The following is a 12,515-nucleotide window of genomic DNA, read 5'->3' on the forward strand; positions in this document are numbered from 1 at the left end:
ATATGGGGATTGTAATGAAAGCGACTTTCAGTCGGGAACAAAATGCAGGTTAGAACGCATGTCACAACACAGTATTTTCTGCTAAGTGCAATCCGCTCCATAACAGAGCGGCATTTTAGGAAATGTTAAATCAGTAGAGAGCATATTTAAGCCGACATCAATGGCCCCAAAACTAAGAATAACGCATTAGCAGCAATGGCATACACCGATACGCTTAACCGTGTATTGCGATACGTAACGCGCTCTCATATCGCCATTCAAGGTGCATAAAACTGAAGACAGACAATTACGGTTTAAAATCCTGACATAAACGTATCGACAAAGCGTTTAAATTTATCCGTGATAATGGGTAGCACCCGCTTGCGCTGCAATAAGGTCGGCTTAGTCTCTAAGGCGTCGGCAAAGTCCTCTCGCAGCGGCATTTCATCACTTAACTCATAACGCGCCACCAGCTTGAGTAGGCGCTCTTGGTTGAGCAGCTGCTCTTGAGCAAGCGCTTCTAACGCGAGACGCTTTTCCTTTTCCCAGAAAAATTCAAATTCTTCCTCTACGTCGCCGCCCGCTGGTATGCCGTCTAGGTGGTCATTGATAAACTTCTCGATCAATGCTTTTTTGCTCAAGAGGGTTGGATCAGCCGCTACAAGGTTGGCGATAACTTGGCGTTTTTTAATTTTGCCTTCGTCGCTATCCTCATCATGAAGGTCGCGCAATAGCTGCAAAATATAGGCGACATTGACCTCATCGCGGTGCAATAGCTCCAATTCAAAATCAACATCGTCTAAAACTGACACTTTTTCTTTGGTTGAACTCTCGCGGATCTGGCGGCTTAAGTCAGCATACTTACTGGTAAAATCTTGAAAGGTTTGCTCATCCATGCCCGTCTCGGCCATATCAAAATCGGCAAAGTTGCTTAGCATGTTCTTAAGCTGTAATAGCTTCCTAAATTGCAATACAAACAGCTTTTGTGCGTCTTCGTCGGGCAAGGTATCAACATCATCCACGGTTGGCGTAATCGCCAATAGCGCGGCATGGGCCTTGTTAAAATCAGCAAGTAACTCGTTGTAGGATGGGGTCTCGATGTCTTCTTTAGGCTGTTTATTAGAAAACAGCGTAAACGCCTCGTCGGCGGCTTTTTTAAGGTTTCTAAAGCAAACGATATTACCGTGGGACTTTGTCTCGTCTAACAATCGATTGGTGCGCGAGAATGCTTGAATAAGGCCATGCTGCTTAAGACTTTTATCTACATACAAGGTATTGAGCTTGGGCGCGTCAAAACCCGTTAAGAACATATTGACCACCAGCAAGATATCGATTTCTTTCGCCTTTACCCGTTTGGCAATGTTCTTGTAGTAATCGTAAAACAGCTTAGTGTCGGAGGTGTTATAGCTAGAGCCAAACATGGCATTGTAGTCGGCAATAAAGCCCTCTAATTTATCGCGGCTATGCAGTTTGTTCGCTTGCCCTTCATTGAGGTACTTAGCGGCGACCTCACGCACCTCATCCACATCGCTACCGCCGAGTTCGTATTCCTCTTCTTCGTTGGCCTCATAGCTAAAAATGGTTGCAATTTTAAGGTTATGCTTACCCTCAGCCTTTTTCTTAGCGAACAATTCATAATATTGAATGAGTTCAGGCACGCCCGACACGCACAGCATCGCATTGTAAGCGCGGCTATGGGTCTTACGATTGTGATTCGCAATAATGTAATCGGTAATCTTCTCTAAGCGCGCTGGCGAGCTTAAAAGCTCCTTGGTGTCGATGTCTTCAACTTCAATATCGAGATTATTATTCGAGCCGTCTTTGTACTGGTAACGCCCGACATACTCGATAGCGAACTTAAGCACGTTTTGGTCACGAATCGCATCAACAATCACATAGGTGTGCAAACACTCGCCAAATAAATCCTTGGTCGTCTTTTTGATTGATCTCTTAGTAACGGCATTTTTAGTAAATATCGGCGTCCCCGTGAATCCAAATAGCTGAGCCGCTTTAAAGAATTGAGTAATGTTTAAGTGGGTGTCGCCAAACTGGCTGCGATGGCATTCATCAAAAATAAACACAATTCGCTTGTGTTTCAATGCGGCCATTTCATCAAGATAGCGCTTTTTCGTCACCACATTGTTGAGTTTTTGCAGCGTTGTAACCACCAGCTTAGTATTACGATTGAGGTTTTCCTTTTGCCCCTTACGCGGCGTCACAGCCTTATCCAGTAGCTGGTGGAACAGCACCTTAGTATTGTCGGTGCTATCAACACAGCCTTTCGAGAAGGCGTTAAACTCAAGGGCGGTTTGATAATCTAGGTCTTTTCGATCCACCACAAACACGACTTTGTCGACTTCGCTTAATGACGTAATAATTTGCGCCGCTTTAAACGAGGTCAGCGTCTTACCTGAGCCCGTAGTATGCCAAATATAGCCATTAGGATAGCGCTGCTCATCTTGGGGCTCTGTAGATTCTTGTACCTGCTTAACAATCGCCTCAACCGCATAAAACTGATATGGGCGCAGCACCATCAAGCACTTTTCCGTCTCGTTCAATACGATGTATTTACACAGCATGGCCGTAAGATGGGCGGGCTGTAAAAATGCACTCGCAAACTCAGGCAACTTAGCGATACGCCGATTATTAACATCGGTCCAATCAAAAGTCTGCTTAGCGGATAACTCACTGTTATTGGCAAAATACTGCGTATTCACCCCATTAGATATCACAAACAGCTGCACATAATTAAATAACGCGTGATTAGCATGATAGGAGTGCTTTTGGTAACGCTTAACTTGATTAAACGCCTGCTTAAGCTCAAGCCCTCGGCGCTTCAACTCTATTTGCACTAAGGGTAAACCGTTAACCAAAATCGTCACGTCGTAGCGATTAAGGTAAACACCTTTAACGGTAATTTGCTGAGCGACTTGAAAATGGTTCCGATGAGGCTTTCCCGCCTCAGGGGCATCACACAGCAAGGTCAAATGACAGCTATCGCCGTTATCAAGGCTGACATCCAGCTGGTCGCGCAGCATCTTAGCCTTGCTAAAAATATTACCGCCCTCAAGCTTACCCAACACCTGTGTAAACTCGCGATCAGACAACACTATGCCATTCACCCGCTCAAGCTGCTTTTTCAGGTTCGCCAGTAGCGCGGCATTATCTGGCAGGCTCACAACCTCAAAGCCTTGCGTGCTGAGCTGTTTGATTAGATTGTTTTCAAGTTGCTGTTCTGATTGGTAATCCATAGCGTCGTATTGCCTTCCTTAGCGGTGTTAGTTCTGTTGTGTATTATTTTTAGTGGTATAGCCCTGCTCTGGGTGGTTAGGCACTGTCGGGTAGGCTAAATATAATTGCTGCCGTTTTACCATTTCTCTTAGATAATTTTTTCTAAGCGTGTCCGGCTTCATCGTGAGTAAAAGGGCAATGTCGGCAAGCTTTAGACAACGCGGCTCCGCAGCTTGGCAAAGTTCAACAATCACTTGCTCAATCGCCGCCTTGGTTCTTTTGCGTTCAGATAGCGCGAGGAGCGGTTGGGTGATTTGCTTTAAATTTGCCCATAAATCTTGAGCCTGCTTATCGAAAGCTGCCTCATGAGCCGGAGCTAAGTCCGGACCACTATTCCCCATGTCCGGAGCTAGGTCCGGACCTCTATTGTCGATATCCGGAGTCAAGTCCGGACCTCTATTGTCGATATCCACAGCGAGATCATTATTGCCGTCGGTGTCGCTATATTCAGCGTCAGTAACAAGCGCAGTCGAATCCGCCGTAAATAGCGAAAGCTGCACGTCTGTAGGCGATGCTACAAAGCTAATGCTTTTGCCTGCATTATTATCAGGCGCAGGCACCTCAATGCCTTTTAAATGATAAATCTTGCTTTTGTGTTGACCAGATGACTCTAAATAGCCGCCAGAAACCAGCTGGCTTAATGCAATAGTCACTTCACGAGTGTGTTCAGAGGTCAGCGAGCAAATACGCTCATGGTTAAACCACGCCTCTGTCATCGCGGTGATTAATATCGTACGTTTAAGCTGGCTTAATTGATTAAAGCCCGCACCAAATCGTGCCACCAGCCGCTGAATTAGCTCATCTGAGGCAATATTCACCATGCGCAATTCGAGCAAGGTCTGGCCTAACACATCATTTTCATACAGGTGCGGTATCTGCCAGTCTTGCCGCTTACAATTGCGGTAGATGTTAGGTACGCCTGAGCCCGCTTTTTCACTTAAGCCGATGTTTAAAAACATTTGATGAATAGCAGGGTTGCGGCATTGGCTATTGCCGCCTGCAATGGCTTCTTGTATTGGCACGCGCATTAACCCTTGATTACGAAAGCCAATAAAATCCGGATGTTTCTCTATCAAAATATTGCCATCAGCCGTGTAATCGGCATGGGCAAGGGTATTGACTAAGGCTTCGCGAATGGCCTCATGGGCGGGAGTGTGGTCAATACGCTGATCGCCCACAAGGCCAAAAGGCACCTTGAGATCTGCCGTCAGCTTGCGATACACCTTACGATAAAAGTCAAAGGCATTACCCGACCATGAGCCATCGGTATAAATGCGGTCAACCCAGCGTTCGTTGTGCCCGTCTTGTTCGCGGTAATCTAACGCGTAGGAGGGCAAGGCATCTTGCAGCGCCTGCCATGTACCAAACATCACAATGCCCGCTAACGTGAGCCCTTGCTTACCCGTAACCCTGTCTTTGCGCCACGCCCGTATCGACTCCAAAAACTTAAGGTCGTTGTAGGTCAAAAACACATGATCCGGTTTTGCCGCCACAAACATCTGCCGATATACCCGTAGGCTTTCAGCATCGATATCCTCTAAGCCGAAATGCTCAAAAATCCGGTTATCACGCACTTCCTCTTGCTCGGCTAACATGCGCTGGATGGCAAGCTGTTGGCACTTTTGGTCGGTCTCATAACGGCGCACATAAGTGCCATTAAGGGGATTGCCATTAATAAATACGGGGCGGCTTTCACGGGGAGCGCGCGGCACCTGAATGGCAATCACGGTTTTGCCCTCAAGTGTTGCTAAGCGCACATCGGTCTCACTCAGCAGGTTAACACTGACTTTTTGCGGATTATTGACTATATCCCACAGGTTTTTAAGTAAGGGCGCTGGTTGCGCGATGCCTTCAACGCTGAACTGACCTTTTTTTTCTTTCACCCCCAATAAAATCAGCCCGCCACGGGTGTTGGCAAAGGCGCTATAGCTTTCCCACATATCATGGGGCAGTGCACCTTGACCATCTCGACCACTGGCAAGCTTGCATTCAAGCTCAACGCTCTCTTGCTGCGTGGCGATATCAATTTCTTGGAGTTGACTATTTTCGGTCATTCAGCCTTTATCCTTAAATGCGCCCTAGACAAACATCTGCTGCAATAAGCCTTTTTTAAATTGCTTGGTTTGCTCAATTTGCTCGGCTACGGCCGTGATTTTGTTATCTAAGGCTTGCAAAAACTGAGCGATTTTTTGTTGTTCGGCCAAGCAAGGATAAGGGCAAGGCAATGCCATTAAATCAGCGCTAGATATATTCATACGATCATGCCTTGCACCAAAGTTAGCTACAGAGTTCATATAGCGATACCATGTAGAGCCCTTAAAAAAGTACTCAATAAAATCTAGATTCACGTTGTTCTTAAAACGAAATACCGAGTACAACGGGGACATGACGCCTTTTTTTACATGATTTCGACCGATAGGACCAACGGGGGCATGTTCAGATATACGCGGGTTATAAACAAAATCGTCAATATTAACCACATAGTAATTATCAGTATTATCAGCGTTGGCTATATCCTTATCAAAATAATCCTGTTGCGCGATAATTCCGTACTTAGCCGAGTTAGTTAAAGCATCTTTGACCAGCCGCCCTTTGTTTTTTTCGGTACATTTAGAAGCCAATACATTTAACGGTCTCTCTTCCCATTCAGGAAACGCATTGCCGTCCTTGTCTTTAAAGCGCAGCCGCTGACTAAACAGCTGCTGCATTACACCTTTTTTGTACTCGTTAAGCAGGCGATGCTTTTCCGTAAGCTGGCTAATTTTGCTATCGACAGAGGTCAGGAAGTCAGCGATTTTTTGTTGTTCCTTATCTGACTTTGGGATGTGCAATGGCAGTTTTAATAAGTCTTTTGTATAAATAGCAGCAACGGATGTTGTGCCACTCGCAATACTCTTAAATTTCTTTATTTGTAAAGGAGAGTTTAATAAATAATTGAAATAATAGTTATTTCTAAACTCCAATCTTAATAAATTTGAGTTGAAGTATGCGACAGGCAACTCACATTTCCAGATAGCGACTTTCCCCACAAGTGACAACGTATTCCTTGTATTAAAAAAAAGATCGCCATGTTTCATCAAATCGTCGGCATCAATGATTTCACTTACAGGTATATATTCAACTTTATCGACATTCATGCACGAACGGCCTAAGTTGCCCATCTTTATTAAGGGGAAGCCTGTAGGGATATTTGTATTGGAATAATTTCCGCCTAATTTGTAACTTAACAATTGACTACTAAGCCTAACGCTTTCGTAACCCTCAGATTGAAACTCTATAAAACGAAGTATTGGATATTTTTGACTCATTCCTTCACCTCAAACGGCGAATCAATGCCTAATTCCTGACAGAAGGCCGCAATGGTGTTATCGGTTGCCAGCATCGCCAGCTCACATTCCACCAGCTGTTTAGCCACTTGGGCTAAATCGATTGCGTCTTCTTCCTCAAAGGTATCGACATAGCGTGGGATATTAAGGTTATAGTCGTTATCCTTAAGCTCGGCGGGGCTGGCAACATGGGCAAATTTAGCAATCGATTCACGCTTGGCGACGGCGTCCAAAATGCGCTCTAAATCCTCTTCACGGATCACGTTGTTATTAGTGCCTTTTTCAAAGTATTGGCTGGCATCAATAAATAGCACATTGTCATCGGCTTGGCGGTGTTTGTTAAATACCAGTACACAGGTGGGGATGGCGGTGCCAAAAAAGATATTGGCAGGCAAGCCAATCACCATATCGAGGTAATTTTTATCTTTAATCAGGTGCTGGCGGATATGGCCTTCGGCCGCGCCGCGAAACAGCACGCCATGGGGCAAGACCACCGCCATGGTGCCAGTGTCGTTAAGCTGGTGGAGCATATGCAGTACGAAGGCAAAATCGGCCTTAGATTGCGGCGCAAGCTTGCCATAGTCGGCAAAACGGTCGTTATTAAGGTGCAAGGGACTGGCAGACCAGCTCGCCGAAAACGGCGGGTTAGCCACCACGGCATCAAAACGCAAATCCAAATGCTGCGGCGCTTCTAAGGTGTCGTCGTTTTGAATATCGAAGCGGCTATAGTGCACGTCATGCATAATCATATTCATGCGGGCAAGGTTATAGGTACTTGGGTTTTTCTCTTGGCCGAAAAATTTAAGGTCGGAATTATTAGCTTCTTTAGCGACCCGAAGCAGCAAGGAGCCGGAGCCACAGGTAGGGTCGTATACGCTTTTAAGATTTGCGTTATTTTGGGTCGCTAACTTGGCAAGCAATTTAGACACCATTTGCGGGGTGTAAAACTCCCCCGCCTTTTTACCCGCGCCACTGGCAAACATACCAATCAGGTATTCGTAGGCATCACCAAGGATGTCGATTTCGGTGTGTTCAAGGTGAAAGTCGATATTATCTAAATGCGCTAACACCTGCGCGATCAGCTTATTACGCGCATCAGGGGTTTTGCCGAGCTTATTTGAAGTTAAATCGAGCTCATCAAACAGGCCATTAAAGTCATCGGCGCTGTCTGCGCCCATGGTGCTTTGCTCGATATGGTTAAGCACATTAGTCAAATCGCTAAGAATAAACTGGCCGTTTTCGCCTCGCTCGGCAAGCACATGAAACAGCTCGGATGGCTTAAAGAAATAGCCGAGTTTATCGAGGGTCTCTTCTTTAATGTCGTCTAACGTCTCTTTGCCGCCAGCGCTGGTCTCATCAATATCAGCAAAGTGCAAGCCGTCTTGCTCAAGGAGATGATCAGCATAACGATTAAGTTTGTCAGACAGGTATTTGTAGAAAATCAGCCCTAAGATGTAATCACGAAAATCGTCAGCCGACATGTTACCGCGTAGGGTATTAGCGATGTTCCATAGCTGCTTTTTCAGCTCTTGTTGATGTAGTTCGACCATGATGACTCAGTATAAAAATGGGGTGTTATGCACCGATAATGGCATCGATTATACACAATACTCCTTAGCGTATTCAGTGCGAGATCAAAAAGATACTTAGCGCTTAACGGTATAGATAAGCTGACGTTATAAAGAGGGCATCAATCCTCCTTACTACGTCAACAATCAATATCAATTTAAATGCGGCTAAAAACAGAATTGACGCGCGATAATGGAAATAAGGTGTAGATGACTAAGTTCGGATTACGTCGCTCTGACGCATTGTTAGCCTGCTTTAGTGGGGGTTAATGAAGAGCACTTTCTCAGCAGGGTTTGCAAAGAGCTCCAAGCCACGCCCCTATATTCAGTGACATGACTTTTGCGGGTAATACGTGTTGCGACTATAGATAGCCATAACACCCCTAAGGTATAACCCAATAGCAGCTCTACGATGTAAGGCGTAACACCAAGAGTGTTAACTTAGTGGTGAAGGTTTAATACAGTCAGGTAATGAGCACGGAACCATAAGCTAAATATACGCTAACCAGCCAAACTGATGATATCGAGGCTTTCGGCTCATTAATACACGATTCCTTGTTCGCGCTCTTTTTGCATATCAGCTTTCATTGCGCGCAACTGCGCATCGGTCAAGGGAATAGCGGCATCCTCAACCATGGCATCATAATTTTCATCAGGGGTAACTTCGTAGCCCATACTTCGCAAAAGCCCAATCATCTTGGGTATCGAGCATATAACCGCATCCCCGCCCTCATGGGAAATATGCCCGCACAGCATGAATCCATCAAGAATATGTGAAAGAGTGCGGATACACTCAGGGGGGACCGAGTCGAATTCATACGGGGCGTCGATCTCCTTCTCATAAGAGCGGCGCATACCTCGAGGCTCAGCCACCAGCAAAAACACATCAACCTCGCCATCAACTAACAGCCTTACTGTTGTCATCTAAACCTCCAATCCGTTGTTTGGGTGCCAATTATCTGAGCCAATCAATACAATGCTCCCTTTTTGTTATTTCGCAATAGGTTAGCTCGGTTTAATTTGTGAACGCCCCAAGCAAAGCGCATAATCGTTAGCGACGGGTTAATCCATGGCAACGTATATGAATATTGCGCGTGTAAGGCAGCTGGTGGCTGAATTAGAAACCGAAATTCCATTTATCATTGGTATTCGAAGCAAACAGGATTATTTAGCGGCTCTGAACTTAGTCGACGATTTAATTGGCGACCTAGAGACTAATGGGTTGTTGCTCGACTTACTCGTCTTGAGGATTAGCGAGTACGAAGCACAAAGCGACGAATTCAAAGATTTTAACGATACGGTGAATAACACCGATAAAGGCGCAGCAGTATTGCGTGTTTTAATGACTCAGCACGGCCTAAATAATAGCGATTTTCAAGACGAAATCGGCGATGCTGCAACTGTATCCATGATAGTCAATGACAAGATGCAATTGAGCCTTACCCATATCCAAAAGTTAGCCGCGCGTTTTAATGTCCCCCGTGCGCTTTTCATTTAAAAAGCTAACACCCCATATCAAGGGCTGCTCGTTGTCATATAGCTATAGGATGATTGGCGACTCTACGTTTTTAAGCTTAAATCACTAAGGAATGACTATGTTATATCCAGTGGCCATCGAAACTGGCGACAACGAACACGCCTACGGGGTTACCTTTCCCGATTTACCCAACTGCTTTTCAGCTGGCGACACGCTAGACGAAGCGCTTAACAACGCCCATGAGGCCGCTAAAATGTTTCTCGAAGATTTGGCCGAACGCCAAATACCACCGCCACAGGCAAGCCAACTAGAGGCGCTAAAAAGGGCACCTGAATACCATGGCTGGTCATGGGCGATTATTGACGTAATCATTGAGCCGTATTGAGGTTCGCTGTAAACGCTACATACGCGAACGCATGGAGATCATGCTTAATGACCCTGTCGCTTCCAGTAAAGGGATTTACCAGACTGCTATGTTGCGGAACCAAACAACGTCTATAACATCGGGCCAGCCTAACCCGCCCTTTTCGCGTTAATAGACACGACGTTGTCAGCGGGATTAATCAGTAAATCTAACCAATCGCACCACATATCGAGTGCAGCTTGTTTTTCTGGTAAGTATTGGCTGCGGTTATAAATAGCCATAACACCACCAAGGGTATGCCCTAATAGCTGTTCGACCACATAGGGGGCAACGCCTAAATCGTTAAGCTTGGTTGCGAAGGTTCGCCGCAAATCGTGTAATGACCAACATTCATTTTGCTTTAGTTTTTGATGAAATTTACTGCCAGAAGCACTGACCGTTTCACCACTTTTAAGCTCCCCTAAAAGGTAACCCGTATGGCCGTGGCGTTTATAAAGTAAATCAAGCAACGGCCTTACTTTAGCAGGTATGGGTCTGATGATGATCTTATCAGTTTTGCTATGGGCTTTTGGCACTGTCCAAATGCCGCGTTCTAAGTCCCATTCATCAAAGGTTGATAGCCGTAACTCCTGTGTACGGGCACCAAAAATGATTAAAAACTGACACAGATAGCGCATATATAAACTGCCTTGCCGCTCACGAATTGCACTTAATAAATCGTGTAACTCAACATCGGTTAACACCCTATCTTTTTTCCCCTGTTTCTTGCCTACGTCACTGGCGATCAAATCATCAAGCACATGACTCACAGCATACCGCCTAACTCGGCAATACCTCAGCGCCTGTTTCGCATTTTGTAGAATTTGGCCTGATGCTACAGGGGCTGGCTTCTGCTTGCCCTTAATGCCTTTACGGATACGGTCAAAACACTCAATCCAATGGCGGGTTTCCGTTTGTTCTAATGGAAAATGACCGATGTAGGGGTATAGATGAAGTTCAAACTGCTTAAGGCACTTATCTACGTTGACACGATTCTCGCGGGCGTATTCATCTATCCAGTAGTTAAGCGCTTGCCTAACAGTAACGGGAGCTAATGATTTTTCTCGCCCCATAGAACGCTTAATTTTGGGATCATGTCCTTCAGCGAGCCATGTGCGGCATTCCTCTGCGATATCCCGCGCCTTGCTGAGCGATAGGTCAGGATAGCTGCCTAAGTCCATTCGCTTATTTCGACCTTGAATTTTATAGCGGTACTGAAAGCGGATTTTACCTTCTTTAGACACTCGTACGCCAAGACCTCTTCCATCAGAAAGCTCTAGCGGTTTAGGTTGAGATTTACCGTTTAAGGCGCGCAGACTGGTTTCGTATAACATGGCATTTTTCACTCAATAAAGGCAGAAAAAGGGTCAAATCCATGTACCCCCATATGTACCCCCATGTCACCATAGGAACCAATACGCATCAATACCAACCAAGACACTAAAATCCTCTTAGCTGTTGATAACTAATAAAAACTTATGTGAAACAGAGACATGTGAAAACCACTGAAAACACCTAAATGCAATCTACGGCATGAACTAATCTTTTCGATTAAGTGATTGTTAGGAAAGGGGTTAACCTGCAAGGGTTAGCCCCTTTTCGCATTATATGTACAACAATATGTACCCCATTAAAGCCCCAGCATCTGTTGTAGCTCTCGATGGGAGCTCACTTGATAATGTGGGGTGATCCCTTCAGGCGCGGCATGGCCATGGACGTTATACCAGCAAGTGTGGAATCCCGCATTGATGCCGCCTTGAATGTCTGAATGAGGGTTATCACCTACCATTAATACTTGCTCACGCGCTGGGTGCCCCATCAACTCAAGTGCATGCTCAAAAATACCCACATCGGGTTTTGCGACACCCACTTTTTCTGAAATCACCAAAATATCAAAATGATGCTGCAAACCTGTACGCTCTAAACGCACTGTCTGCAACTCGGTAAAGCCATTGGTGATAATCCCCATTTTGGCTTTTCCTTGCAGCGCGGCCAGCAATTCACGGGCGCCGGGCAAGGGTGCACAAATCTCTGCCATAGCCGATAAAAACGCACTGTTTAAGGTTTGTGGGGTCACAGTAAGCTTTGCCGCCCAAGGCTCAAAGCGGATGGTTTGTAGTTCGGCGGCGCTGATCTTGCCATCCTGATAAGCAACCCACAGCGGTTTATTTACCCTTTGGTATTCCTCAAAATCGACCTGAGTAAAACTGACACCAAAGCCTGAAAACATCAGCTTCAACCCTTCGAATGCGTCGAAATAAAAGAGGGTTTCATCGGCATCGAAAAGCACCCAAGAGTAAGGTGCGGCCGAAGAATTAGCCTGGCTTGAGAACGACATAACACTCCTAATAACAAAAAATCAAATACTAAGCATGAAAAACTCTGCGACAAATCCCAAAATGATCAACACAACAGCCAATCGCAACCTAGGCTAAGTTCTCGCGTATTGTAGATGACTAAGCAAACCGCTC

General features: G+C 45.6%; 9 protein-coding genes. 2 read left to right on the forward strand and 7 right to left on the reverse strand.

The features are described from left to right. Nucleotides 1-293: 293 nt before the first annotated feature. From SHD_RS20960 to SHD_RS20980, 5 genes are all read right to left on the reverse strand, one after another. Nucleotides 294-3,230: a type I restriction endonuclease subunit R gene (locus tag SHD_RS20960; RefSeq protein WP_023268970.1), complete on the reverse strand. Its 2,937-nt coding sequence runs from the start codon at nucleotides 3,228-3,230 to the stop codon at nucleotides 294-296. A 27-nt stretch (nucleotides 3,231-3,257) separates the two neighbouring features. Further along, nucleotides 3,258-5,324: an RNA-binding domain-containing protein gene (locus SHD_RS20965; RefSeq protein ID WP_023268971.1), complete on the reverse strand. Its 2,067-nt coding sequence runs from the start codon at nucleotides 5,322-5,324 to the stop codon at nucleotides 3,258-3,260. 24 nt (nucleotides 5,325-5,348) lie between these two features. After that, nucleotides 5,349-6,578 carry a restriction endonuclease subunit S gene (locus tag SHD_RS20970; RefSeq protein WP_023268972.1) on the reverse strand — a complete coding sequence of 410 codons (1,230 nt, stop codon included), beginning with the start codon at nucleotides 6,576-6,578 and terminating at the stop codon, nucleotides 5,349-5,351. Next, nucleotides 6,575-8,146, reverse strand: a complete 1,572-nt coding sequence (locus tag SHD_RS20975; RefSeq protein ID WP_023268973.1) for a type I restriction-modification system subunit M — start codon at nucleotides 8,144-8,146, stop codon at nucleotides 6,575-6,577. Before SHD_RS20975 ends, SHD_RS20970 begins: the two co-directional genes overlap by 4 nt. A 558-nt stretch (nucleotides 8,147-8,704) precedes the next feature. Then, nucleotides 8,705-9,088, reverse strand: coding sequence for a hypothetical protein (locus SHD_RS20980; protein WP_023268974.1), 384 nt, complete (start codon nucleotides 9,086-9,088; stop codon nucleotides 8,705-8,707). Nucleotides 9,089-9,245: 157 nt separating this feature from the next. Between SHD_RS20980 and SHD_RS20985 the strand changes: the two genes are divergently transcribed. Both SHD_RS20985 and SHD_RS20990 read left to right on the forward strand, forming a co-directional pair. Further along, complete coding sequence (locus SHD_RS20985) at nucleotides 9,246-9,662, forward strand: helix-turn-helix domain-containing protein (protein WP_039978883.1); 417 nt, start codon at nucleotides 9,246-9,248, stop codon at nucleotides 9,660-9,662. A 97-nt stretch (nucleotides 9,663-9,759) separates the two neighbouring features. Beyond that, entirely contained in the window at nucleotides 9,760-10,026 is a 267-nt protein-coding gene (locus SHD_RS20990) for a type II toxin-antitoxin system HicB family antitoxin (protein WP_023268976.1), read from the forward strand. A gap of 128 nt (nucleotides 10,027-10,154) precedes the next feature. Here SHD_RS20990 and SHD_RS20995 read toward each other — a convergent pair whose 3' ends face one another. Continuing rightward, nucleotides 10,155-11,378 carry a tyrosine-type recombinase/integrase gene (locus SHD_RS20995; protein ID WP_023268977.1) on the reverse strand — a complete coding sequence of 408 codons (1,224 nt, stop codon included), beginning with the start codon at nucleotides 11,376-11,378 and terminating at the stop codon, nucleotides 10,155-10,157. 296 nt (nucleotides 11,379-11,674) lie between these two features. Beyond that, a complete protein-coding gene (yjjG, locus tag SHD_RS21000; protein WP_023268978.1) occupies nucleotides 11,675-12,382 on the reverse strand; it encodes a pyrimidine 5'-nucleotidase in 708 nt (235 codons plus the stop codon). Nucleotides 12,383-12,515 lie beyond the last annotated feature (133 nt).

Source organism: Shewanella decolorationis S12, assembly GCF_000485795.1.
Taxonomy (GTDB): domain Bacteria; phylum Pseudomonadota; class Gammaproteobacteria; order Enterobacterales; family Shewanellaceae; genus Shewanella; species Shewanella decolorationis.